The 25,677-nt window shown below is 36.9% G+C and carries 16 protein-coding genes and 2 pseudogenes; 11 read left to right on the top strand and 7 right to left on the bottom strand.

Going from position 1 to position 25,677, the window contains the following annotated elements; translation table 11 throughout:
• Positions 1-24 precede the first annotated feature (24 nt).
• From DYQ05_RS09275 to rsgA, 5 genes and pseudogenes are all read left to right on the top strand, one after another.
• Positions 25-1,869 carry an aminotransferase class I/II-fold pyridoxal phosphate-dependent enzyme gene (locus DYQ05_RS09275; protein ID WP_206183312.1) on the top strand — a complete coding sequence of 615 codons (1,845 nt, stop codon included), beginning with the start codon at positions 25-27 and terminating at the stop codon, positions 1,867-1,869.
• A 138-nt stretch (positions 1,870-2,007) separates the two neighbouring features.
• Positions 2,008-3,591 (top strand): annotated as a pseudogene (lysS, locus tag DYQ05_RS09270) (lysine--tRNA ligase); the annotation flags it as partial.
• Positions 3,592-3,604: 13 nt separating this feature from the next.
• A complete protein-coding gene (locus DYQ05_RS09265; RefSeq protein ID WP_024466313.1) occupies positions 3,605-4,408 on the top strand; it encodes a zinc dependent phospholipase C family protein in 804 nt (267 codons plus the stop codon).
• A 24-nt stretch (positions 4,409-4,432) separates the two neighbouring features.
• Positions 4,433-5,228, top strand: a pseudogene (murI, locus tag DYQ05_RS09260) (glutamate racemase).
• Between the two features lies 1 nt (position 5,229).
• Entirely contained in the window at positions 5,230-6,156 is a 927-nt protein-coding gene (gene rsgA, locus DYQ05_RS09255; protein ID WP_024469083.1) for a ribosome small subunit-dependent GTPase A, read from the top strand.
• Between the two features lie 143 nt (positions 6,157-6,299).
• On the opposite strand, the gene DYQ05_RS09250 is transcribed toward rsgA, so the two are convergent.
• Positions 6,300-7,316: a phosphate/phosphite/phosphonate ABC transporter substrate-binding protein gene (locus DYQ05_RS09250; protein WP_206183311.1), complete on the bottom strand. Its 1,017-nt coding sequence runs from the start codon at positions 7,314-7,316 to the stop codon at positions 6,300-6,302.
• Positions 7,317-7,403: 87 nt separating this feature from the next.
• Between DYQ05_RS09250 and DYQ05_RS09245 the strand changes: the two genes are divergently transcribed.
• From DYQ05_RS09245 to prtP, 5 genes are all read left to right on the top strand, one after another.
• Positions 7,404-8,459 (top strand): aldose epimerase family protein, encoded by a 1,056-nt coding sequence (locus tag DYQ05_RS09245; protein ID WP_206183310.1) that lies wholly within the window; start codon positions 7,404-7,406, stop codon positions 8,457-8,459.
• Positions 8,460-8,586: 127 nt separating this feature from the next.
• Positions 8,587-10,005, top strand: coding sequence for a DUF8515 domain-containing protein (locus DYQ05_RS09240; RefSeq protein WP_206183309.1), 1,419 nt, complete (start codon positions 8,587-8,589; stop codon positions 10,003-10,005).
• A gap of 62 nt (positions 10,006-10,067) precedes the next feature.
• Positions 10,068-10,634 carry a dentilisin complex subunit PrcB gene (gene prcB / locus DYQ05_RS09235; RefSeq protein ID WP_024466308.1) on the top strand — a complete coding sequence of 189 codons (567 nt, stop codon included), beginning with the start codon at positions 10,068-10,070 and terminating at the stop codon, positions 10,632-10,634.
• A 236-nt stretch (positions 10,635-10,870) separates the two neighbouring features.
• Complete coding sequence (prcA, locus tag DYQ05_RS09230) at positions 10,871-12,598, top strand: dentilisin complex subunit PrcA (protein WP_353934582.1); 1,728 nt, start codon at positions 10,871-10,873, stop codon at positions 12,596-12,598.
• Positions 12,599-12,610: 12 nt separating this feature from the next.
• Complete coding sequence (gene prtP / locus DYQ05_RS09225) at positions 12,611-14,851, top strand: dentilisin complex serine proteinase subunit PrtP (protein ID WP_206183308.1); 2,241 nt, start codon at positions 12,611-12,613, stop codon at positions 14,849-14,851.
• A gap of 79 nt (positions 14,852-14,930) precedes the next feature.
• On the opposite strand, the gene DYQ05_RS09220 is transcribed toward prtP, so the two are convergent.
• Both DYQ05_RS09220 and DYQ05_RS09215 read right to left on the bottom strand, forming a co-directional pair.
• Entirely contained in the window at positions 14,931-16,790 is a 1,860-nt protein-coding gene (locus tag DYQ05_RS09220; protein ID WP_206183307.1) for a ribonuclease catalytic domain-containing protein, read from the bottom strand.
• Positions 16,791-16,828: 38 nt separating this feature from the next.
• A complete protein-coding gene (locus DYQ05_RS09215; RefSeq protein WP_252723329.1) occupies positions 16,829-18,688 on the bottom strand; it encodes a M48 family metalloprotease in 1,860 nt (619 codons plus the stop codon).
• A 147-nt stretch (positions 18,689-18,835) separates the two neighbouring features.
• Between DYQ05_RS09215 and DYQ05_RS09210 the strand changes: the two genes are divergently transcribed.
• Positions 18,836-20,452 (top strand): ATP-binding protein, encoded by a 1,617-nt coding sequence (locus DYQ05_RS09210; RefSeq protein ID WP_029409449.1) that lies wholly within the window; start codon positions 18,836-18,838, stop codon positions 20,450-20,452.
• A gap of 155 nt (positions 20,453-20,607) precedes the next feature.
• Here the strand turns inward: DYQ05_RS09210 and DYQ05_RS09205 are convergent, their stop codons facing one another.
• From DYQ05_RS09205 to DYQ05_RS09190, 4 genes are all read right to left on the bottom strand, one after another.
• The gene (locus DYQ05_RS09205) at positions 20,608-21,804 is read right to left on the bottom strand and encodes a glycoside-pentoside-hexuronide (GPH):cation symporter (RefSeq protein ID WP_252723328.1); all 1,197 of its coding nucleotides are present in this window, start codon (positions 21,802-21,804) and stop codon (positions 20,608-20,610) included.
• Positions 21,805-21,860: 56 nt separating this feature from the next.
• Positions 21,861-23,144, bottom strand: coding sequence for a glycoside hydrolase family 1 protein (locus DYQ05_RS09200; protein WP_206183306.1), 1,284 nt, complete (start codon positions 23,142-23,144; stop codon positions 21,861-21,863).
• 15 nt (positions 23,145-23,159) lie between these two features.
• On the bottom strand, positions 23,160-24,815 hold the full coding sequence (locus DYQ05_RS09195; protein WP_020965716.1) for an ABC-F family ATP-binding cassette domain-containing protein: 1,656 nt from the start codon (positions 24,813-24,815) through the stop codon (positions 23,160-23,162).
• Between the two features lie 174 nt (positions 24,816-24,989).
• Positions 24,990-25,661 carry a DUF2259 domain-containing protein gene (locus tag DYQ05_RS09190; RefSeq protein WP_024466302.1) on the bottom strand — a complete coding sequence of 224 codons (672 nt, stop codon included), beginning with the start codon at positions 25,659-25,661 and terminating at the stop codon, positions 24,990-24,992.
• Positions 25,662-25,677 lie beyond the last annotated feature (16 nt).

The raw sequence follows: 25,677 nt of genomic DNA, 5'->3' as shown, positions 1-25,677 counted from the left end.
AAAAATCTTTATAGAGAGGTTAAAATGCAGGCAATAATTCTTGCGGCGGGAATGGGTAAAAGACTGAGGTCTTACACAAAAGATGCAACAAAATGTATGGTTTCCGTGAACGGGAAAACATTAATCGAATACACAATAGAAGCCCTTGTTTTAAATAAGATAAAACGGCTTGTTATTGTTATCGGATATAAGGGTAACGTATTAAAAGATTTTATTTCTTCCAAATTTAATGAAAAAAATTTAAACGGAATGGAAATAAAATATATTGAAAATCCCATATATGATAAAACAAACAATATTTATTCTCTTTATCTTGCCTGTAATGAAATGTCAAAAGACGACACTCTTCTCCTTGAAAGCGATTTAATTTTTAAACCTTCAATTATAACAAAACTTATTGAAAGCAAAGATAAAGACCTTGCGGTGGTTTCGCCTTTTGAGCCGTGGATGGACGGAACCTGTACTTTGCTTGATGAAAATAATTATATAATAAGTATTTTGGATAAGGCTCATTTTAATTGGCAGGATACGGGAAGTTATTTTAAAACCGTAAACATTTATAAATTTTCAAAAGAATTTACGAGTCAATATTATATTCCGTTTCTTGAAGCTTATCAAAAGGCCTTCGGTAAAAATGAATATTATGAGCAAGTGCTGAAAGCTCTTTCATTTTTATCAGCTTCCGTTTTAAAAGGTTTGGTTGTAAACGGAGATGATTGGTATGAAATAGATGACCCTGCGGATTTGGCAATTGCCGAAGACCGTTTTAAAACAGGAAAAGAAAAATTATATAATTTGCAAAAGCGGTTCGGAGGTTATTGGAGATTCCCGCAGTTAAAAGATTTTTGCTATCTGGTAAATCCGTATTTCCCGCCTGAAAACTTGGTGCATGAAATGACTGCAAGTTTTAAAACCTTGCTTACGGAGTACCCCAGCGGTGCATATCAGCAAAGTTTGCTTGCTGCAAAAATTTTTAATGTAAGTCCCGAACATATTATTGTCGGGAATGGAGCTGCGGAACTTATTTCATCGTTGGCAAAACAAATCACGGGTAAGGTCGCTGTTCCGTTCCCTACATTTAATGAATATCCCGAAAGACTTACAAATGCGGAAATTATTCCTATACGTACCTCTAAAGAAGATTTCCGCTATACATTATATGATATAATGGAATGCGTAAATAAAGAAAACCCCGGGACGGTTATTTTAATTAATCCCGATAATCCTTCGGGTAATTTTTTAGGAAAAGATGAAGTTTTAAAACTATGCGGGTTTTTACGCGAAAAAAATATTATGCTTATTTTTGATGAATCGTTTATAGATTTTGCGGAAAAAGAAAAACGCTACTCTTTAATCGATGAAAAAATATTGGCTGATTATACGAATCTTGCCGTTATAAAATCTATAAGTAAAAGCTACGGGGTACCGGGTTTGCGTTTGGGGGTTTTAGCTTGTGCGGATTGCGGATATGTCAACAAAATAAAAAAAGAAAATTCTATTTGGAATATAAACTCTTTCGGAGAATATTTTTTGCAGATTTATGATAAGTACGGTAAAACTTATCATGCGGCCTGTGATTCTATAGCATACGAAAGAAAACATTTTATTAAAGAGCTTTCCGCAATAAAAGGCATTTCCGTTTTTCCGAGTGAAGCAAATTACGTATTATGTAAACTCGATGACGGTGTTTGTCCCGAAACTCTTGCGGTTTACCTGCTGGAAAAATACGGGATTTTTATAAAAGACCTGTCTTCAAAAAAAGGTTTTGAACATGGAAACTATATCCGCCTTGCGGTTAGGGACGAGAAAGATAACAATTATATTGTAGGTGCATTAAAGGAAGTTTTGCCCGAATTAAATAAGGCGTAATTGTCCGATTTTAATGACCTGTATTTTAAGTTGTTACAGCTTATTTATTTTCCTACTTGAATTTTTACGGGATTTATGTATCATCAGTATGATATCTTAGATTGATTTCCGATTATAAATTAAGGTAAAAAAAATTATGCAAAACGAAAAAAATTATTTCATTGGGCGGATCAAACCGCCGAAAAAATTATCCGGGAGCGCGGAGACCTTGAAGTTTATACCTGTGCTTCGGGCATTACACCGTCCGGTACCGTACACATCGGAAACTTCCGCGAAATTATTTCCGTTGATTTGGTTGTACGCGCTTTAAAAAGCCGCGGTAAAAATGTACGGTTTATCTATTCTTGGGACGATTACGACGTATTCAGAAAAGTTCCCTTAAATATGCCTAAGCCGGAGGTATTGGAAAAATACCTCCGCTATCCGATTACTATGGTACCCGATACTTTCGAGCGCGATGAAAGCTATGCACGCCATCACGAGCGTGATGTAGAAGAAGTTTTACCTCGAGTAGGTATCAGCCCCGAGTATTTATATCAAGCGGAAAGATACGTAAAAGGTCTTTATGCAGAGGGTATGAAAAAAGCGATGGATAAGCGTGAGGAATTAAAAGAAATTTTAAATACTTACCGAGATGATGAACATAAGATGACTGAAGAATACTGGCCCGTTTCCGTTTTTTGTACTGCTTGCAATAAGGACACAACTAAAATAGATTCTTGGGACGGAGATTGGAGTTTGCATTATACTTGTGATTGCGGACATGAGCAAACATTGGATTTACGTAAAGCTCAAACCGCAAAACTGGGCTGGAGGGTTGATTGGCCTATGCGCTGGGCCTATGAAAAAACGGTGTTTGAACCTGCCGGAAAGGACCATCACTCTCAAGGCGGTTCCTTTGATACTGCCCGTTTGGTTTCGGACCGTATTTACAATTGGCCCGCACCTGTCAGTTTCCGCTACGATTTTATAGGCTTAAAGGGAGTGCCGGGTAAGATGGCATCTTCCAAGGGAAAGGTTATCAGCTTGGAACAAGTGCTTGAAGTATATCAGCCTGAGGTTGCCCGATATCTTTTTGCAAGTACGCGCCCCAATACCGAATTTGTTATCAGCTTCGATTTGGACGTAATTAAAATTTATGAAGATTACGATAAAACCGAAAGAATTGCATGGAAGGTGGAAAAAGCTAAAAATGAAGAAATTTTTGAAAAAGAATATAGAATTTATGAGCTTTCGCAAGTGGAAAAAATGCCTCCTTGTATTTCTTATCAAATTCCTTTTAGACACCTATGCAATTTACTTCAAATAAATTCAGGCGATATTGAAGCGGTTATAAAAACCTTGCCGGATGTAAAGCCTGAGCAGCTTGAGCGTTTAAGAATGCGTGCAGCATGTGCATGGAATTGGATTACCGATGCGGGGGCTCCGGAAGAATTTAAGTTTTCGCTTAAAGATGACGGAGAGGTTGCAGTCCTTGACGGTAAAGCTTTGGAAGCCGTAAAAAAAATTAGAGATGAGCTTTTACCTAAAATGGAAGAAATGGATGAAAAAACTTTTTCCACAAGTTTATATGAAGTAGCTTCGGAATGCGGTATGGAGCCGAAAGCCCTTTTTACTTCCGTTTATCAGGTATTAATTGCAAAGGAACAGGGACCGCGTCTTGCAGGTTTTATGAAAACAATCGGTAAAGAAAAACTGAAAAAAATTTTGGAAAAGTATTAGTTGGGAAATTTTTATGCCGGACTTTTATGCGCATTATTCGCATGGGCAAAAAATATTTTCTCTGTTGCCTAAAAAAACGGCTCTTGCAATTTCAAATAAAAATTTATATAACTTGGGTTTGCAAGGGCCCGATTTTTTATATTTTTATCACCCGTTTAAAAAAGAAAATAATCCTGTCTTACAGCTTGCATCCGATATTCATAAAATGCATTGTTCCGTATTTTTAACTAAGGTTTTACAAAAAACTGAAGTAATACCCGGTACCGATGAATTTTCCTATCTTATGGGATTTATAGGTCACTTTTGTTTAGACAGCAGCGCTCACCCTTATATAAACAAAACCGTACGGAAATTAAATTTCGACCATGCGGAAATGGAAATAGAGTTCGATAAATTTTTGTTAATAAAGGATTGTCTTCCGCCTTTAAAATATAAGGCATATAAACATATTTCGATAACTGAAAAAGAAGCCGAAGCTGTTGCAAAAATTTATTCTTCAATTTTATCTTCGATTAAACTTGAAAATATTTTATATTCGTTTTTAAGTTTTAAACGGGGCAAACGCTTTTTTTATTCTCCGAACAGTTTATCGCAAAATTTACTTTTTGCATTGCTGAAATTAACTTGTTTATATACTTCGCTTCAGGGACATATAATGAAAAAAAAATCAAATCCTAAAAGCGTAATTACAAATAAAGAATTGCTTATTTTATTCGACGGTTCAATTAAAATAGGTGTAAATCTTATGAATAATTTTTATGAACATCTTGAAGAAAACATTCCTCTTCTTGACGGATTTAATTGTTCATTTGAATAAGGCGGGAGGAGTTTGATTTTGAATATGGACAAGGCGCAATATGTTTTTTTAGATTCGGGGATAGGAGGGCTTCCATACTTAAAACACTTAACGGATATTTATCCTGAAGCCTCTTGCAGTTATGTAGCCGACATAAAACATTTTCCTTACGGAGAAAAAACTCTTAAAGAAGTAATTGAATTCAGCTCGGAAACGGTAAAAAAAATAATTAAAGTTATAAATCCTAAAAATAATTATTATTGCATGTAATACCATTTCCGTTGCGGCCCTTTCTCATTTAAGAAAAACGTTCGATATTCCATTTGTAGGAACGGTTCCGGCAATTAAACCCGCCGCTGCTGTAAGCAAAAATAAAAAAATTGCAGTGCTTGCAACGGAGCGTACGGTAAACGATATTTATACACAAAAACTTATTGAAGAATTCGGTGCCGGTTGTAATTTTTTTATGCGTGCCGATTCAACCTTGGTAAAAAAAATTGAAAAAGAGCTGTTTGCTTCTTCTCAAACCGAAAAAGAAAAGGCTCTCTCTCCCGCTGTAGAATTTTTTAAAGCCGTAGGGGCGGATACCGCCGTTTTAGCCTGTACTCATTTTTTGCACTTGCGTGAAGAATTTATAAGGGTCTGCTCTCCCGATATCGGAATTGTAGATTCGCTTGACGGAGTTATTAACCAAGCTTTAAAAATTTCTCCCGTTAATTTGGAACATAAAACAAACGGTAAAAATAAATTCTATATTACGGCGGAGCGAAATTTTAAAACCGAAAAAAAATATTCGATATATGCGGAAAATTTTAATATGCAATTGGAGTACTTAAATTAAAATGAAAGGTTTAATTTTAAAGGGAGCGAATAATTCTTTTTCGGTGGAATGTGAAGACGGAAACATAAGAGCTTGTACAATAAAAGGGAAGATATTAAAAGATTGTGAAGGTTATTATAACCCGATTGCGGCGGGCGATTTTGTAAAGATAGAACCTGATGTACATTCAAAAAATGAGGGATTGATTTTAGAATTGGAAAAACGGAAAAATTGTTTTTTGCGTAAAAATCCGAAATCGGACAGCCCGCAATTATTGGCTTCAAATATAGATTTAATTATATGCGTATCTTCTGCTGCAAATCCGCCGTTCCGTCCACGCTTTACTGACCGTATTTTAGTTCAGGCTGGTATTCAAAGTATCCCCGTAATAATTGTAATAAACAAGTGCGACTTACAAATTGAAGCTGACGTTGTCGAACGTATTAACGATTGGAAAAGATTGGGCTATGAGGTTTTATGTGTTTCGGCAAAAACTAAGGAAAACACCGATGAACTTATTAAAAAAATGTCCGGTTTAACCTCCGCAGTAATAGGACAATCCGGAGTGGGGAAGAGCAGCTTATTAAATTCCATTTCGCCTGAATTAAATTTAAAAACTTCAAAGGTATCGGATAAATACGACCGCGGAACACACACTACAACTCAAGGCGAATTTTTTAAAATAAAAGCGAAAACTTTAGACGGCGGGGTTCACATGATAAATATAATCGATACTCCCGGCGTTCGCAATTTTTTTATCTGGGGAATAGAATCCGAAGAGACCGCCTTATATTTTCCGGAGTTTGAACCCCTAATAGGAAAATGCAAATTCGGTCTTTCATGTTCTCATATAAAGGAACCCGGCTGTGCCGTACTTGAAGCCCTTAAAAAGGGTAAAATACACAAAGATAGATACGCAAGCTGGAAGCTTATGACATGCGAAGAATAAGGTTATTATAAAAATATTTTAATTTTAAAAATACAAAACATTGCTTATTTTTAAGCGGCTTGAAAGGGAGCCGCTTAAAAACACGGGCGAGTTTGCGGAGTAAACTCATTGAGGAAAGCTTTAAAAATTAAAATTTTATAAGATTATTCCGTAAGTTTTCTTATCTTGTCGTACCAGATGTCATCGGTTTCAACTAATTTTGTTTTTTCGCTATATTTCGGATACATTCCCGGCTTTTCCGAACCGGGTACTTGAAAGATATACGGATTGTTTGCAGTTTGTTCCGAAGCCAGAGCCTCTTTAATTTTTTTTATTTCTTCTGCCGAAAGGGTTTGAGTATTTATTACGATAGGAGCATTTAACACCGGAATTGACTGAATAACCGTAATTTCCTGTCCTGCAAATTCACCGAAGGGTTCCGCCGCTCCTTCAAGGACTTTATACACTGCCCCTGTTTGAAAATCTTCGCCTGCAATCAGTTTATAAAATCCCGTTATGCGCGGGATTGCAAAAGCGGCCGCATCGGCATCTTTTCTAAAAAGGTTTACTTCCGCTCCTTGGTGAGAGCCTGCAAACAGGATTTTCGGAAAAATATCGTTTTTTTGAATAAGTTCATCGATATTTTTTAAACCGAATTTTGCGGCTAAGATATTTGCGGGAATTACAAATCCGGAAGTGGAACTTGTAGAAACAAAGGATATTATCTTACCTTTTAATTTTTCCAAATCATAACCGTTTTCCGTTTTATAACCGTCTTCATCTTCCGTCCTGACAGCGATAAAGCTGTAGTATAAGGCATCTTCCAAAGTACCGCTCGGGCCGGAATTGGTTAGAATGGGAATAACCGCAGGATTTCTTTTATGAGCGGTAATATAGCCTTCGGCTCCTATATATGCCATATCGGCTTTTCCCGAAATAATTGCTTCAAGAGCAATATTGTAGTCCGTTGTCGTTATTATTTCGACAGGTTTACCGGTCGCTTCTTCTAAAATTTCTTTAAAAGCATTACGCGAGTCTTTTCTTGCCTCTCCGGATTCATTAGGCAAAAAAATAAATCTTATAGGCTGTATTTTATCTTCTTTTGTACAAGATAAAAGTATTGCCGCCGTAAAAAAAATGAACGCCGCAAAGGCGGCTTTAAATTTACTGAAATTTTTCATGCCGATATTCTACCATAAAACAAAAAAATGTGCTATACTGTTAAAAAACCTATTTCGGATACCAAAAATATTTTGAGGAATATGAGAATGAAAATAATAACCGACGAATTCGGAGTTCTTTCAAGCGGAGAAAAAATTTTACTGTTTACCGTGTTTAACGGAAAAATGTTTTTTTCGGTAACCAATTACGGCTGTTGTATTACCAGTATAAGACTTCCGTCGAAAAACGGAGGTTTCGACGATGTAGTATTGGGTTATTCGAGTTTTCCGGGCTATATAAATAATTTCCCTCATTTCGGCTCGCTTATCGGAAGATATGCGGGAAGAATCGCCAATGCGGAATTTTCGTTGGGAAATATACAATACCTTTTAACTCCCAACGATTGCGGAAAGCACTGTCTGCACGGGGGGTATCCGCCTTACGATAAAATGCTTTATAAACCCGTAACCTTTAAAAATAGGCATGAGGCCGGTGTAAAATTCTTTCGTATTTCTCCTAACGGAGAACAGGGATTTCCGGGTAATCTGAAAATGGAAATAAGTTACTCGCTTACTCCCGATAATGAAATTATTTTACGGTATAAAGGAGTTTCCGATAAAACTACTCCGATTAATTTTACAAATCATACTTATTTTAATTTAAATCCTGCCGGAATGCAGGCATCAGGCTCTTATGTTTCGGTATTAAATCATGAGGTTCAAATTTATTCCGAGCAATATTTGGAAGTTAATAAGGAACTTATTCCGACGGGAAATTTAGTCGATGTGGAAAATACCGCATACGATTTTAGAAAACCGCGCTCTCTTGTAAGCGGCGTTGAAGAATTGGGCGGCGGATTTGATAATGCCTGGGTTATAAAAAAAGAGCTTGACGGGCAAAAATCCCTTGCCGCAATCGTGCGGGAACCCGTAACAAAGAGAACATTAAGGGTTTATTCCTCACAACCCGCCCTTATAATGTACACTGGAAATTTTTTAGCCGATGAACTTGGACGTAACGGAGATGTTTATGATAAATTTGCAGGACTTTGCCTTGAAAGTCAGGCCTTTCCCGATGCTGTTCACCACAGCGGATTCCCTACAAGTATTGTAAAAGCGGGAGAGTTTTACAGTGAAGAAACCCTTTGGCATTTTGAGTTTTAAAACCGTTTATTTATTGCAATGAGAAGAATTTAAGGCTTTGCGGTGCGGTTTTAAACTTAATAAAACACATAAAATATACCGATAATACGTATATGAAAAATTTAATTTTTAAGTTAAACTTTTTTTATTGTTCTTTGTATTCCTTTACGCGGAAACTTCGGGTATTGAAAATGCCGAAGATGAAATTTATGACGGGAAAAAAACTTTAACCTCAAATGATGAAATTATACCGCTTGTTTCTTTTGAACAAATTCCCGATTCATCGTTAATTCGTAAAGAAATTGCAAAAACATGGTTTTTAAATTCTCCAGAACAGGTAGTTAGCCAAAATTTTCAAATACAAACCGATACGAAGGGAAACCGTTTTAAACTGCGTTCGGTACACTTAAAAGAAAAAAATCTGCTTGCAGTTGTTATAAGCCCCATAGATACCGAATTTTCCAATATTGAAAAAGTTCCGCAGGGGACTTGGATTTTATACCGTAATTATACAACAGGAGAGCCTGTATGTATAAAAATATACCCGCGTGAAAATCCCGAACTTTATTTAATGCTGCGGCCTTCCGTTAAAGATTCCGAAAAGGGTAAATCGTTTATAGATATATGTTTATTTAACGCCTATGTACGTAAAAATATAGCCGTGGGTGTTCCGTTTGAATCTTTATATTATTTATCTCTTTTAGAACTTAGAAAAACTACCGAAGCGGTTTTACCTTGGGAGATTTTTAATCCGCCCGTAACTTACAGCGGGGTAGAGTCGGCTTCCGATATTGTCGCGGAAAGACTTTATAAACTTGTTTATCTTGAAGACGGCGGATTTGATGAAAACGGTGTTCCCGTTCATCTGAAAGACGGAAAAGTGCAAACCGATACTGAAATTATCGCCGCGATAAAACCGGAGCAAAAATTAAAAGATATTATAGGCGGTGTAAATTGTTCGGGTTTTGTAAAATGGATTATAGACGGAATGATTAAGCCTGTAGCGGGACAGGGTACCTTTATTAAAAGTCTTCTTACGCCCACAGATGTTCCCGACACCCATTTTACGCAGCCGTATGAAAATCAGGATTTATATTTCGGTTTGGAATGGATACGCAATTTGGCGGCTGCGGCATTAACATTGAATACAAAGCGTACGGTATTTCCCATAGGTTCCGGTGTAGATGTTACCGTAGAACCGTTTGCTCTTGTTCCTCCTATTAAAAGTATTGAAGCCCAAGATGAGTTTGCCGTTTTTAAAGGTTATGAGAAAAATGCAGGTTATCAAACTAATTACTTACAGGCATTATTGTATTATCTTGCGGTAAAAGAACCGGGGCATTTTTATCTCGGTGCGGTAAGTCGGGATAAGGGAACGCCTGTTTTACGCCGCTATCACCATGTTGCAGCTTTTTTCCCGTATTTTGATATACTCGGTAATTTTCATCTTGACGTTTATGAAAGCGGAGAAAAAACTTCCATTGAAGAGTTCACAAAACTGAATAAAGATGCCTTTACCGCCCTTGTTAGAGTAAGAGCGCCTCAAGAAGGTGTGTTCAGTCCTTAAAAATTTAAATTTATTTTAAAAAAAAGCTTGCGTTTTCGGATTATGTATGATACAATAAAAGTATGAAGTATTATGTTGTATCGTTTTTATTATTTCTTTCTTTATCGGGTTGTAAAACGTTTACTGCGGATAATTCCTCGGGCACATCTTATAACGGTTTTCAGCCTCACGTCCATAATAATTTAATTTTCTCCACAAAAGCAAATGAAAAACATAGCGAAAAAAACGAACTGTTTGAAGATAGTAAGATTTGTTATGAAGTTTTAATATCCGGAACAAACATAAAAAACGGAATTCCTTCGCTTATAAGAAATCAAGATGAATTAAATAGACTCTATTCTGTTTTATACGGCGGAAATTTAAAGCCTCCTAAAATCGATTTTAACAAAAATGCCGTTGTTGCTGTAAGCGCGGGACCTTTCAGTACCGGCGGCTACAGTATTGAGCTTGTTTCAGCAATTAAAACGAATAATATTTTAAATTTATTATTCCGCGTAAAAGAACCCGCATGGGATGAAGCCGTAACACAGGCTTTTACCCGACCTTATCTTATAATTTCGATAAATGCAGAACCTTCCACCGTAATTATTGTAAATACGGAGGATATGCAAAACGGAAAAGGTTTTTAGCACCTTGGTAATCTTTGCCAAACTATCGGTCTTTTTTTAAGATTGTTAAAAACGGCTTATGACGGCGGTACCTGTTTTATAAACGGTATCGCTTTGTAATAAGATATATTTAATAATTAGGAGGACGCTATGTCACAAAAACGTCGGAACGCTATAACGTTGTTTTGCATCATCGTATTAGCGCTTGTATTCGCTTCCTGTCCGCAATCCGGTAGGGCAGGCAAAACGGAGTAAGCGTGGAAGTACTTGTTGCAGATTCGGTAAGCGGCAGTGCTGTAGACGGTACCGAGTTGAAAGTTTTTTACTCAAAGACAAAAAGTTTGGCGGCTCAAGTTGATATAAAAAACGGAAAAGGTTATGTCAACTTAATTCCGAATCAAACTTATGATTTTGAACTGTTAGGTAAAAAAGGTGTCAGAGCGGGTTCCGTTATTTACGATTATTTTATCGGCGGCGGACAAAGTCTTACAATGCTTCAGTTTCAACACGGGCAGATAACCAGAGGAATTGAAACTCCTAAAATAACTGCGGTAAAAGCGGATTCCGAAACGGGAGCGGATATAACGGAAAATACGGAAATTGACGGTAAAATAAATAAAATTTATGTTGAATTTACTTCTTCCGTAGGAGCGGTGGAAGAGGTTGCCTGGAACGGTTACGGAGCTAAACTTTCTATAGGCGGTAGTCCGGGCAGTTCGACGGGAATTTCGGGAGAGTATACGCCGGATACGGTCTCCGATAATATTTTTATATCAAAGTATAAATTCGATATACGGGATGTTAAATTGCCTGACGGAGAAACGGAGCTTGTTATTGTAGGTTACGATGTGGCAAATAACAGAGTTGAAAAACACATTCCTGTCCGGTTTAAAAAGGGTTTTAACGCTAATCCGCTTGCAAATGCTCAGTTTAAAAATCCGTTTATAATCGTTGAAAGAGTTCCTTTTTCAAATAATACTTTTTCTGCAAACGGGGACATTCAGATTGAAACCTTAAAAACCGCTAGCGATTTTACGGCTCCTGCGGTGCTTGACCCTTATAACGGAGAGTCTTCTTCTTATAGAGCTATCGTGGTTTTCGATATAGTTGATAAAACTTCAGGCAAAACTAAAATTCCTATTAGCGGATTTGATTTATATCGAAGAGATATGGGAAGTATAGGAGAATTTAAATTTGTAAGCAGAACTCTATATGACAAACCCAAGGTAGAAACCGGAGTCGGTTGGGGGCTGCATCAAGGTTTCGATAACAGCTCCGAACTTAAAGAAAACGGAGAATACGAGTATAAAATTAAAGCGTTTAATGAAGCCGGAACTATCGAGTCTCCCGTTATGGCGGGAAAACTTATGGAAGCTTTTACTTATACGCTTGAAACTCCGATTAACCGTAAAGAGATTCCTTTAAGCTTAGCGGCGGATATTGCTTATTCATGCAAAATAAGCAATCCGGGACTTTTAACCGAACAGGCGGCCGACTGGTGTGATTTAGGCTTACTTATTCTCGACGGTCAGGGCCAGCCGTTGTTCGGTTCAAAGCTGCGTTATGTATTTGATAGCGGGGACGGAACTCCGGATATATTAGTGGATACGGCAGAGGGTACACCTAAACCTGTACGTCGTTCATATAAACAACACTTAAAATCAAAATTACAATCTTTAGGAATTAACAATCTTGAAGACATTGTAAAACTTGATGCCGGTTCAGGTATAATTACCTTTACTCATAAATTTATGAAAATCCCTTATTTCAATGTTGCCGCTTCGGGTGCTATGGAATATAAGGCGGGGGTAAACTATCAATGGGATATTCAAGATTGGGGTGAAAGTCCGTATAGATTAACCGACGACAGAGCTTTACGAATCGTTAAAATGTACGGCGGGGCTCAATCCAGAACTATGGGGAATAACAGCCCGAGCGGCAGTAATGCCGTAAACGGCAGGTTTACATTTACGGTTACGGAATAAGGAGGTTATAAGATGAAAAAAATATTGGTATTGTCGGCGGTACTTGCAATACTGGCAGGTTCCTGTTCATTTAATATAGACCCTCAAAATATTAGTTCAAACGAACAAAGGGTTCAAAGTATGGAAGCCTTGTACGGGAACTCTTCTTCCGTTCTTCCGTATGCCCCTAAAGATGAAGATACGGTTGACGGGTTTTTTATAGTTAAGACGAAGGACGGGTTCGATAAGACGGCTTTTGAAGAAAAAGGCTTTACGGTTAAGGGGGCTCTTCCTCTTACAGGTACGGGTTTTACTTACTGGTATCTTAATAAAGAAGGTAACGACAAAAAAAATCTTTCGGTTATATCTTCCGTCAAGGGTGTTATTTCAGCTGAATCCGATTATAAGGTAGGACCTCCCGACGGTATAAAAGTTGCAAAAACTGTCGACGGCGGCGGACTTGCAGATATTTCAAGACTGATAAACGGAGATTATTCAGGAGACCCTATTGCAAATAATTCCGATTACGGGCTTTCCATTACCGAAGCTTTAAAGTCCTATAAAGAAATAGGTTACGGTGATAAAACCGTTGTTGCAGGTATTATAGATACCGGTATAAATATGACGCATAAAGATTTTAAAGATGAAAACGGTAATTCAATTGTTTTATATGCAAAATCCTGTGTAAAATCTAACGGAGGTACATATATAGGCAACGGCAACCCGTTTACGGAAATTCCCATAGGTGAAAATTGGGATAAGGGAGCTCACGGTACGCACTGTTCCGGTACTATTTGCGCTAGGGGAGATAATAACGTAGGTATTGCCGGTGTTGCATGGAAAAATACAAAACTTATTTCCTACCAATCCTTAGATGTTGACGGAGGAGGAAGCGCATGGGCTGTTTACGGAGCTTTGGCGGATTTAACCAGAACAGTTAATATTTTGCGTAAACCGAAATCGGATAGAACACTTGATGAAAATAATGCCTTGCCGTCTTATTTAAAAAATGAGGATTTTCAAATTACTCAAAAAACTGTTCCCGTAAATATGAGTTTAGGCGGTTCGTACGGTACGGAATTTGCTTTTTCCGTGTTAACCGCTGCGGTAAAAAATAATATCTTACCGGTTATTGCAATGGGAAATGAAGGTCGTTATACTGCAGCTTATCCTGCGGCATTTCCCGGAATGCTTGCGGTTGGAGCCACTAACGGTAAAGATAAAAAGGTTCACTTCAGCAATAAAGGTGCTTGGATAAGTATTTCGGCTCCCGGAGACGGAATTAAATCTTGCGGTATATCAGGTGATGATGATTATGAAACTATGAGCGGAACGTCTATGGCAACGCCCTTTGTAACAGGCGTAATAAGTTATTTACTTTCTTTTAATAACGCTCATAATTTAACTCCTTATCAAATTAAGAGCTTACTTGAAAAAACTGCCGATAAGGTTGACGGCGCAGTTTCATTTACCGAAGGCTACGGACACGGCCGCGTAAACGTATATAATGCCGCAAAAGCGATAAGAGAAAATAACATTCCTCAAGTAAATGAAATATATAGTGAAGGTTCCGTTTATGTTGAGGTTAAAAACAATAACGAGGTAATTGCATCTAAAATTTCTCTTGTTGATGAGGAAACAAAGGTTCCGTTGGCATATGTTGCGGGATTGGGCAATAATCCTGTTGTAGAGTTCAAGGGCTTGGTTAAGGGTAAAAGCTATTCCGTATATGCGTCCCTTTTAAAATATGCAAAAAAAGAGACCTTTACGGCAGACGGAAGCGATAAAACCGTTACCATACAATTTAATAAAAATCTTGCATGGGTTTCAACGGTACCCAGTCTTCATTATAATGGAGGAAACGAGCAACCCGATACAAAAATTATCGTATTTAAAGCGGATTCTTCAGGTAATTTGTCTCGGAGGCCGTCTCCGATTTTAATATATGATAAGGATTATCTTGATACGGCTTACTTTGAATATGAAAGCGGAGCTGAATACTATACGGCAATTACAGGCTTGAAAGATGAGCGGGGGACTTTCCGCGGCGGCAACTATGTTGTAAAAATAGGTCTTACTCCTCTTGATTTAAACGGTGAGGATATAATCGACGGCTCAAGAGTTGCATCGGATAATGATACCCATGAAGATGATGATGAACCGGATAAGGCGAAATTAAAAGGTAATGCATGGGAAAAGAAATATGCATGTAACCTTGCAGCACACGGCACGAATAATGAAGATATAGATTTCTTTTATATCAAAACGCCGTAGGTAAAATTTTTATCTAATATAAAAAAAGCGGAGTACTTTAAATTTTTTAAGTATTCCGCTTTTTTTTGTAAAAATTATTTTAAACTTGTATGAACCGTACGGTTAAATGCGGAAGATTTATATCCTCCGCTTTTACGGTTATTTTTTCGTTTACGGAAAGTTCTTTTTTTAAATTCATATCGGTTTCGTAGCCTATGGCGGGAATACAAATTCTGGCTCTCTGTTTTACCGTTTCTAAAATTACGGCTTCGCCCTGCCAATGAGGGTTTTGTAAAAGATAAATAAGAGTCCAATGTTGTTTTGAAGCTCTTTCCGCCGATGTACAATTTCGCCCTGCAATATCCCCGGCCGCAATTCTCATAAGAAAATCGTCCGTTTTCATAACTTCTTTTCCGTCGATAAATTTTAAAAGCTGTTGGTGAGCCACTAAATCTCCGTAACGGCGCAAGGGACTTGTAACTTGGCTGTACATAGCAATGCCCAGGGCTGCATGCATAGAAGGAATTGTTCCTACATTACGCGGGCGCATTCCCTTCCGCTTTTTATATTCGCCTGCAAGCCCTTCCGGAAGTTTTTTCATTTGTTCGGGAGCTTCCTGACTTATAAACTGAAACGGAATATTATTTTTAAATGCAAAACGGGCGGCAGCTTCGCCTGCTAACAGCATCATTTCTTTTATCATTAAAGAAGATTCCAAGCTCTTATAAGGAGTAATAAAAACCCTTTGTTCTCCGTTTTCCATGCTTACACTTATATTTACCTCAGGCATTTCGATGGCAACGGCTCCAGCTTCCTCTCTCTTTTTTTTATTCAATTTTGCAATTTCAAAAAGAGGTTTTAAATCGGGATTTTCTTTTTGTAAGTCCGCTTCTTCGTAAGTTATACAATTTACTTTTATTTTTGTGCGCAAAATATCGCTTTCAATAATTTCCGCATTCCCGTTTAACTTTAACTTAAACGAAAGAGCATAAGATTCGTCTTTTAAACCTAGTGCAAAATTTTCCACGGCCGATTCTCCCAGCATGCGGGAAATACCTTCAGGTAAATATAATGTAGCTCCGCGTTTACGGGCCTCCAAATCGCTTTTTGAATCGGGTGTAATAGTATCGGCCGGATTTGCAATATGAATCCAAAGAAATTCTCCGTCAAAACATACCGCATCGTCCGGGTCCGTACTTCCTTCATTATCTATTGCATAGGCCGTTAAATCGGTTAAATCCGAATACTCATGGTTTAAATCGGGCGGAGGCAATTCTATTTTGGGAGAATTTAAAGGATAACCGCAGCGCGTAGGATACGGATTTTTTTCGATTTTCCAATAACCGGTTTGTATTAAAAGTTTATGAGCCGCTTCACATTCTTCTTTTAGATGAGCTTCTTTTAATATCTTTGATTTTTCCGTTTTTTGTAAAGCAAAGGCTTCAACTTCCTGTAAAAAATGAGCGTATTTTTTTATATCGAAATCGCTGAAATTTTTTGTTTTTATACACTTGGATAAGTCGTTAATAAAATCGGCTCGTATTTTTTCTTCGTTTTCTTTTTCTTCCTGTTTTTTTAAAGCCTCTTGCAGTTTTTCTTTAGTGAGTATTTTAATCGGTTTATCCGGGCTTTCTACGGAAAAAAACGGAGAAGCGGAGACTTTCTGCCATGCCGCCCAAATTGCTTCGGACTTTAAATTGTCCCACAATAATTCCTTAAGTTCGATAAAAGACGCTTCTCCGTTTTCAAAAAATTCCGCCGCTTCGGAAAAATTCGCTTCTGGACATTCCGTATTTAAAACCGTTTTTAAATTTTGAGTGTTGTTTTCATCTAAAACAAAAAAATCTTTTTCGCGCACTTTTTTAATGCCCGATTCCGTTTCAATTTCAAATTTACCGTCCGCTTTATTTATTATTATTGCAGGGCGGTTTTTGTATAGGACAATAGTATTTGCTGACATTTGTTTCCTTATAAGATGTTATTTTTAAAATTAAAATGTTATTTGGATAAATAAATAAAACGGATATAATCGTTTAAATACATAACCTGAATTTTATTTGCCTTATAAAAATACGTTTCGGTATCGCCTGCATAATATAAGGGTTTGCCGAATACGGCTTCAAAATTCCTCTTACTTTCTCCTGTACGTAAATCGTTGGGTAAAGATAAAACGGAATCTTTTAAAATAACGATTTTTTCAACGGTTCCGCTTTGCTTTGTATCTATCGTTACTTCGGCATTTAAAAAATCATACTTCCATTTTTCGGAAAAATAATTATTTTTTATTGAAGAAGGTGTTCCCCAATATTCCGTTAAATCGTCCGTACTGTCGCCGAGCTTTATTTTTTTTACCGGCAAGGCGGAGTATTCTTCCAACGGAAAAATTAAAATTTTTAATTTTTCACGAATCTTTTCCGCTTTTAAAGTTTCCGACAGCCCGAAAAGCATTATCGAGTAATTGTATAAAATTATTCTTTCATCTATAATTTTTCCGGTACGTAAAAAGAGTAAGTCTTTTTTTGCCGCGGAGGTTAAAATATTTTCTAAAATTGTTTTTGCCTTGGTATAATCTTTTCCTAAAAGATATAAAATTCCCGCATAATTTAATGCTGCCGTCATACTTTCGGTTCCGTTTTCATTTAATGCGGCTTGTTCCGCAAGAGACAGAGCTGTAGCCTTATCTTTTAAATTGGGAGAATAAAAAAGCAGGGCCGAATAAGAAGAAGCGATGCCTGATTCATAAACGGAATTTAAATAAATTTTATATGCGCGGACGGCTTCATCATATTCATTTATATCTCCCGGGATTACCGCCGTTTCGTTTTGCAAAGGTTTTTGATTGATAACGAGGCTTCCGCTTTCTTTGTTTAAAATATGAAAATTGTTATTTACGGTTTTACTGTTTTGCATTGCGGAAGGGTAGGCGGTAATCAGTTTTATTTCGGACCTTTCTTCGGCATTTACGGACCATTTTTTATGTAAAACCAAAGCCGCCAAACGTTTGATATAAAGGTTGTTGGGATAGTTTTTGCTTAAATTAAGAATACTTTGTTTTGCATCTTCAATAGTATTTTCGTTTTCATTTTGAATAGCTTCTATAATACTGCTTATTTCATCTGCAACTACCTCCGATTCATCGGAAGTTTTTAACAGGGCGGCTATTCTTTGTTGAGGAGAAAAATATTCGGTAAAAAAAGATTCAAAATTTTTTGAATTAACGGTATCGTTTTGTATTTTTTTCAGTTCTTCAAGATGTGTATAAAAAAGGTTAGCGTTATACCCTGCCAACTTTAAAAAAATTACGGCAAATCGGTCGGCTTGTAAGTTATATCTTTTTAAAAGGTCGGGCTCGATATTTTTTTTCGGATTATTTAAATATAAAATCTTATTATCCAATGCGAAGTCGGCCGCTTCAAATGCGATAAAAGAAGCAAGAAGATTTTCGCGTTCCGAGTTGAAATTTTTAATACGGCGGGGGCTTACATTTTGAGATTCCGCAAGTTTTGAATCGATATAGTCGAAAATTGCCGTACTTATTAAAATTGTTCCGTCGGGGAATATTTTACATTTTGCATTCCGCGAGTCCTCTATAATGAGTCTCATTCTTCCGCGGTAAAGTTCGGTCCGGCGGATAAGCATAAAAAGAGAGGATTCCAAAACTTCGTACCAAACGCCTATATCCTCCGCTTTGATTTCGTTAAGGGAGGCGGCTGCAATTTCCTTCCTGTATGTTTCCATACTTGAATTTCTAAGTTTGATAATCGAATTTCCCGTTTCCTGCGGATATAGGCATAAACCTTGCAAAATGAAAATACATAAAAATCCCGCAGCGGAAAATTTATTTTTTATTTTTTTCATAGCGGATTAAGCATAACATAATTTTTTAATTTTGGCTATAAGGGATATAAAACGTATTTTACAATATAAGACAGTCCGTAAATTAAAAAGTTTACCGCTTAAAAACTGCAATTGAATTTTACCGCTATCTATGGTATAATTACAAGTATGAACGAAAAGAGGATAGTACCCATAGGGGTGCAAAGTTTTGAAGACTTACGTAAAAAGAAATTTCTTTATGTCGATAAAACCGAATGGGTATGGAGCTTGGTTAACGGTTATAAGGTTTACTTCTTAAGCCGTCCGCGCCGCTTCGGAAAAAGTCTTTTTCTTTCTACCCTTGCGGCATATTTCCGCGGCCAAAAAGAATTGTTTAAGGGCTTAAAACTCGAAACCCTTGAAGATGCCGAAAAAAATACCCGCGAGATATGGCAGGAATATCCTGTTTTATATTTGGATTTTAATCCGAAAAACTATGCGGATAAACAAGCTATTTTTGATATTCTTGACTTTCATTTTAGAGAATGGGAAGCTATGTTTAATATACCTAAAAATGAAACTTCCGCGGACGGCAGGTTTTTCGAAATAATTAAAACTATTTATAAAACCGTCGGTAAACAGGTTGTAATTTTAGTGGACGAATACGATAAGCCTCTTCTTGAAACAATGAATGAAAACGATGAGCTTTATGAAACTTACCGTAAAATATTAAAAGGTTTTTACGGAGTTTTAAAAAGCTGCGACGCCTATATACGCTTTGCCTTTTTAACCGGAGTTACCAAATTCAGTAAAATAAGTATTTTCAGCGATTTAAACAATTTACTGGACATTTCGCTTGAAAAATCCTATGCGGAAATTTGCGGCATTACTCAAGAAGAACTTGAAGCAAATTTTATGCCCGAAATAAAAGCTCTTGCGGAAAACTGCTCTCTTACCGAAAAAGCGGCTCTTGAGCGTTTAAAAGAAACCTACGACGGCTATTTGTTTCATCAAAACGGAAAGCCCGTTTATAATCCCCTAAGCCTTATAAATGCCTTTGCTTCCCGCGAGTTCGGCTATTATTGGTTTGCCACTGGCACTCCCACCTTTTTAATAGATTTATTAAAAGGAGGCGATTACGATTTACGCGATATAACCGAAGAAGCGGAAATGAGTAAGGAAAGCTTATTCGATTACCGCCCCGATGCCGAAAATCCCATACCCGTATTTTTTCAGGCTGGGTATTTAACGATAAAAAGTTATGATACCGAATTTGGAGTCTATAAAATGGGCTTTCCGAATAAAGAAGTAAGACAGGGCTTTTTTAATAACCTTGCTCCCGCATTTACGGGAATAACGAAAGATGAAACGGGATTTTATATAAAAAATTTTATAACCGATATTAGGGAAGGTAAGGTGGGCGCTTTTATGAAAAGAATGTATGCGGCCTGCGAAGGTATTCCGTACAGTACTGCGGCAAAGAAAAACAGAGCGGTGCGGGAAAGGGATTATCAAATAGCTTTTTATATAATTTTTACGCTTATGGGGTATTATGCTGAAACGGAAGTACACAGTCATAAGGGGCGTGCGGATTTGGTTTTACGCACTGCCGATACGGTTTATGTTTTCGAGTTTAAAACCGACGGAACGGGAAGTCCCGATGAAGCTATTTTACAGATAAAAGAAAAGGGTTATGCCGAAAAATATAAGATGAGCGGCAAGCGTCTTATTCTTATCGGAGCCGTTTTCGGCGACGATATAACGGAAAAAACTTCCGATATCTGGAAAGCTGAAGAAATACAATAGTTTAATTTGTTTTGCTTTATTCGGAATTAAGTTTTCCTAAAATTTCTGAATATTTTTTTTCATCTATTATGTATTTTTTTTCGTAAATAAAATAACCTATAAGCATACAAACCAAAGGTAATATAAGCATGGCAAATTTAAATACGGTTTCACCGTTAGGGTAAGCACTTCCTTCCGCGGCGAAGGCCTTTTTTATAATATGAAACCGTTATACTGACGGCTAAGGCGGCGGCGGCTCCGCCAATTTTATTTATTAAAGGTTGTAATGAAAAAGTTATCGAATCGTTCCGCCTTCCCAATTTTAATTCTCCGTATTCTACACTGTCCGCAATAAACATAAGCATTAAAAGTTGAATAAAGGCTTGTCCGAAAAATATTAAAATTCCTGAAGTTAACACCGCAACGGAAAATTTTCCGAAAATATAAAAAAGAATATAACCTGCGGTAACCGAAATTATTGCATAACGGTATATTTTTTTCCGTGTTAAAAATTTCGATACTTGAGGAAAAACCGCTAAAGCTGCAATTTGAGAAAGGCCTAAAACTGCGGCAAATTTTCCGTACATATCTATATCGCGGAAAATAAACTCAAAATAATATATACCGAAGGTAGTAGTTGTCATATAACCTATCATAAAAAGCGCCATTGAAACGGTTATCCACAAAAGCTGGTCGTTTTTAACTATTACCGAAAAAAGTTCTTTTACTGGAGTTGTCCGTTTTACGGTTTTTAAATTTTTATTTTCTTTTGTGCCTGCAAGCATTATAATTTGAAAAAAAAGCATAATCGTACTTAAAGCTGTTGCAATAAGAAAATAAGCCGTTTTTTCATTTCCCAATTGTGCCGTAAGAAATTTCTTTGCGGGAACAATTCCTACAACTACCGTAAAAAGCCCCAAATTTGCAAATATACGGGCTATTGAACCTATTTTTTCACGCTCTTTTTGGTTTTGGGAAAGAGAAGGCAGCATGGACCAATACGAAATATCGTTTGCCGTATAGGATATTCCCCAAAAAAGATATAAAAAAGTAAAAACCGCAACGTAAGCTGCCCCGGTTAATTTAAAATCCGTAAAAATTAAAACCGTAAATATCCCTGAAAGAACGGCACCGATTAAAATCCACGGTTTAAATTTGCCGAAACGGCTTTTTGTATTGTCTATAATTACGCCCATAAAGGGGTCGTTTAAGGCATCGAAAATACGCAATACGGTCATTATAAAGCCTATTGTAATTATCAATTGCGGCGGAAGAGAAAGAGCCTCCGTTATGTAATATATAAGATACATATTCGTAAGGGCATATACCATATCCCTTCCGATAGTCCCTATACCGTAAAATAATTTGTTCATAAACTCTTTCTCCTTAAACGGAAATTTGACAATTGTGCAGTTAAAGATTTCCCGTTTTATCTTATATCGTATTTACAGTTTAAAATATATTTTTCCATCATAACGGAGTCTACCGCTTTTTTTTCAATCATATCGCGGTAAAATTCTCCGCTTTTTTTGATACTGCGTTCTTGAGTTTTATAATCGCAGCGGATTAAACCGAAGCGGGCGCTTTCGCCTTCTTTCCATTCAAAGTTATCTATAAAGCACCAATGAAAATAAGCCGTAAACGGTAAATCCGATTCCGCAATAGCTTTAAGATGATTATAAATATAAAGACTTCTAAACCTGTCGTTATTATCGCAAGTACCGTTTTCGCTTACTATAATCGGAAGAGGCAGATAATCATAACATACCTTTGCACATTCTATTAAACCTTCAGGATAAATATCCCAACCTAAATCGTTTTTCGGGGTGTTTTCAAAGGGTTTATACCCGAAACCGTGAACGGCCTGCCTTGAATAATAATTTATCGCAATAAAGTCGGCATATTGCTTTTGTTCTATTTTTGAAATATTTTTAAAAGGAAATTTAAATTCTCCTTTAAAGCAAGCTTTCATTATTCCGTCTTGAAAAAGATGAGTCAGTTTTTTTGCCGAAAAGCGGTCGAAGGCGCTTGCGGGATTTTTCGGGTGAAAGGCTTGAACATGATGGGCAAAACTTACCCGCGTGGAGGAAAGCCCCTTTTCTTTCCGTATCTTATGTATTAAGTCATAAGCCTTGCAATGGCAGGCAATAAAAACATTCATTACTTTAAGGGCCTTAAAAAAAGATTTTTGCTCAGGAGGCCAAATGCCTAAGAAATAACTGTGAACCGCGTATACATTCGGTTCATTTACGGTAATATAATCGTCACATAAATCCCCGAATTCTTTTATACATGTTTCTACGAACTTTAAAAAAATATCTATATTTTCTTTTTTTGTAAAACCGCCCAAGTTTTCAAACCACATAGGGTGGCTGAAATGGTAAAGCGTTAAAAGAGGTTTTATTCCGGCCCGTTTTAAAAGGGTAAGCTCTTCACGGTAATGAGAAAGGACTTCCGCATTGAATTTCCCCCGTTCTGGTTCAATGCGTGCCCATTCCACCGACATTCTGTAAGCTTCGATTTTAAGATTTTTTAAAAGCTCAATGTCTTCTTTTACTTTTTCATAATGCATATTTGCACGTGCAACATCGGAACCGTCATTTGTCATTTTTCTGTCGCAAAAATCGTTCCAATTTGAATTAACGCGTCCGCCTTCAATTTGAGCGGAAGCCGTAGCGGTTCCAAGCAAAAAGTCTTTTTTTAAAGAAAACATAAGAGCCTCCTTAATTTACAGTCTGAGCTTTTTTATATTGCCGCCGTAAAGGTCGGCTCTAAGCTGTTTGACTTGCTCATCGTTTATATAATCATCGAATTTCATCATTCTGTCTATTATACCGTTAGGTGTAATTTCTATAATTCTGTTAGCTATTGAAGAAATAAACTCATGGTCGTGCGAGTTAAAAAGAATAACCCCGGGAAAAGACACTAAAGCGTCGTTTAAACTTGTTATAGCCTCAAGGTCCAAGTGATTTGTAGGTTCATCTAAAATTAAAACATTCGCGCCGGAAAGCATAAGTTTACTTAACATACAGCGAACCTTTTCTCCTCCGGACAAAACTTTTACGGGCTTTAAAGATTCATCGCCTGAAAAAAGCATTCTGCCTAAAAAGCCGCGCACATAAGCATCGTCCTGCTCGGGCGAGTATTGTTTTAACCATTCCGTAATATTTAACTCGTTTTCAAAATACTCGGAAGTATCTTTACTCAGATAAGAGTAAGAAACGGTTTGCCCCCAATATATGTCTCCCGAATCGGCTGTTATTTTTCCCGTAAGAATATCGAATAAAGCCGATTTTGAATTATGCTCCTGTCCTACAAAGGCAATTTTATCGGTTTTATTTACGGTAAAAGAAAAATCGTTTAAAAGCTGCAAACCTTTTTCGGTTCCGCTGTCCTTCGTCTTATAAAAAATTTTTTCCGCACGTACAACATTGTTTCCTATTTCTCTATTAGGTTTAAAGTTTACATAAGGAAATTTTCTGGTTGTAACTTCAATTTCTTCAAGAGCAAGTTTATCATAAACTTTTTTACGGCTGGTAGCTTGACGGCTCTTTGCGGCATTTGAAGCAAAACGTAAGATAAACTCGCGTAAGTCTTTCATTTTTTCTTCGCGTTTTTTTTGTTGGTCTTTTGCCTGTCTTTGCATAATTTGGCTCATTTGATACCAAAAGTCGTAATTTCCCGAATAAAGCCTTATTTTTCCGTAATCTATATCGCAAATATGAGTACAAACAGTATTTAAAAAATGCCTGTCGTGCGAAACTACTATGATGATATTGGGAAAATCGATTAAAAATTCTTCAAGCCATGCAATGGATTCCAAATCCAAACCGTTTGTAGGCTCGTCCAATAAAAGAATGTCCGGTGTTCCGAAAATAGCTTGAGCTAAAAGCACGCGTACCTTTTGCCCCTCATCGAGTTCGCTCATCATTCTGTCATGATAATTTTCATCAAGCCCCAATCCCGAAAGAATTTGCTCTATTTGGTTTTCCGCCTCCCAGCCGTTTAAATCGGCAAATTCGCCTTCAAGTTCCGAAGCTCTTATTCCGTCTTCTTCGGAAAAGTCCGGTTTTGCATAAATCGCTTCGCGTTCTTTCATAATGGAATAAAGTTTCGGGTAGCCCATAAAAACCGTGTCTTTTACGGCATACCGGTCGAAGGCGAAGTGGTCCTGCCTTAAAACCGCCATACGCTCCCCCGGTGTAATACTGAATTCTCCCGAATCGTGTTCCAATTCTCCTGAAAGAATTTTTAAAAAAGTGGATTTTCCCGCACCGTTGGCACCTATAATTCCGTAGCAATTGCCCTTTGTAAATTTTAAATTAACGTCCTTGAAAAGAGGCTTATCGCCGAATTTTAAACTTAAATCGCTTATAGTAATCATTTTAACGGATAGTATATCAAAAGCACGGAAAAGTCAAGAGGAAAAAGAATCATCGTTTGCCGTAAAAACTTATTCCGCACTTATGACATACGGGGATTTCCACGCCGAGGTTGTGCTTGAGGTCTTATGTAAAGTAAAAATTGTAAGAGTTTATTTTAAAACTTTGGTTTTAAATTACAGTTTAACGGCTTCGGCCATATAGCGTATTGAAATACCCGATTTTGTATATAAATGTTTTTCGATTACAAAAATAAGACTTGTATTTGTATTATCGATAATTATCTTTTTTATGGAATAATCTCTTATACCGGTTCTAAATTTTCCTTTTTGCCCTATTTCTTTTGTTATTTTTGAACCGTTAGGTCTTATAATTTCAACGGTAATATAAAATGCCGCTTCCATATCGGATTTTTTGTCTTTATGAATAACTACAACATATTCGTCTTCAGTTTCAAAATCTCTGAACATAAGGGTGTTTTCGTTTACTGTAGAATTGGTGGAAACATAAATAGCTCTGCCTTCGTTTTTTTGTTTTATGTTCCATTTATCAAGAGAGTAATTTGCTCTGTCTAAAAGCGATAAAAAAACATTTTTGCTTTCTTTTCCGCCGGTTTCTTTTGTGGGGCTTGTTTTAAAATAACCTGAAGGTAAAAAACTGTTATCTATTACATCAATACAATATATGTTTGCGTATGCTTGATATGTTTCGTCGGTTAACCCGTGCTCGCCGAAAGCAAATTTAGTTCCGTCCGAAGAAAACCCCAAGTTTACGAAATTAGCAATATCACCTGCATATATAAAAAGACAGGAAAGGGTAAATAAAAAACAAAAAACGGCTTTACGCATATTAAACTCTCCTTGA

The organism is Treponema pedis (assembly GCF_017161325.1).
In the GTDB taxonomy this organism is placed as follows: Bacteria; Spirochaetota; Spirochaetia; order Treponematales; family Treponemataceae; genus Treponema_B; species Treponema_B pedis.
Note: the sequence above shows the minus strand (reverse complement) of the source record. Positions and strands in the feature narration are given on the sequence as shown.

Bases quoted from the DNA above. Each gene is read 5' to 3' on its own strand.
- prtP (WP_206183308.1), top strand. From the start codon at position 12,611: ATGAAAAAAATATTGGTATTGTCGGCGGTACTTGCAATACTGGCAGGT.
- DYQ05_RS09265 (WP_024466313.1), top strand. From the start codon at position 3,605: ATGCCGGACTTTTATGCGCATTATTCGCATGGGCAAAAAATATTTTCT.
- DYQ05_RS09220 (WP_206183307.1), bottom strand. From the start codon at position 16,790: ATGTCAGCAAATACTATTGTCCTATACAAAAACCGCCCTGCAATAATA.
- DYQ05_RS09210 (WP_029409449.1), top strand. From the start codon at position 18,836: ATGAACGAAAAGAGGATAGTACCCATAGGGGTGCAAAGTTTTGAAGAC.
- DYQ05_RS09215 (WP_252723329.1), bottom strand. From the start codon at position 18,688: ATGAAAAAAATAAAAAATAAATTTTCCGCTGCGGGATTTTTATGTATT.
- DYQ05_RS09245 (WP_206183310.1), top strand. From the start codon at position 7,404: ATGAAAATAATAACCGACGAATTCGGAGTTCTTTCAAGCGGAGAAAAA.
- DYQ05_RS09190 (WP_024466302.1), bottom strand. From the start codon at position 25,661: ATGCGTAAAGCCGTTTTTTGTTTTTTATTTACCCTTTCCTGTCTTTTT.
- DYQ05_RS09205 (WP_252723328.1), bottom strand. From the start codon at position 21,804: ATGAACAAATTATTTTACGGTATAGGGACTATCGGAAGGGATATGGTA.
- prcB (WP_024466308.1), top strand. From the start codon at position 10,068: ATGAAGTATTATGTTGTATCGTTTTTATTATTTCTTTCTTTATCGGGT.
- DYQ05_RS09250 (WP_206183311.1), bottom strand. From the start codon at position 7,316: ATGAAAAATTTCAGTAAATTTAAAGCCGCCTTTGCGGCGTTCATTTTT.
- DYQ05_RS09195 (WP_020965716.1), bottom strand. From the start codon at position 24,815: ATGATTACTATAAGCGATTTAAGTTTAAAATTCGGCGATAAGCCTCTT.
- rsgA (WP_024469083.1), top strand. From the start codon at position 5,230: ATGAAAGGTTTAATTTTAAAGGGAGCGAATAATTCTTTTTCGGTGGAA.
- DYQ05_RS09200 (WP_206183306.1), bottom strand. From the start codon at position 23,144: ATGTTTTCTTTAAAAAAAGACTTTTTGCTTGGAACCGCTACGGCTTCC.
- DYQ05_RS09275 (WP_206183312.1), top strand. From the start codon at position 25: ATGCAGGCAATAATTCTTGCGGCGGGAATGGGTAAAAGACTGAGGTCT.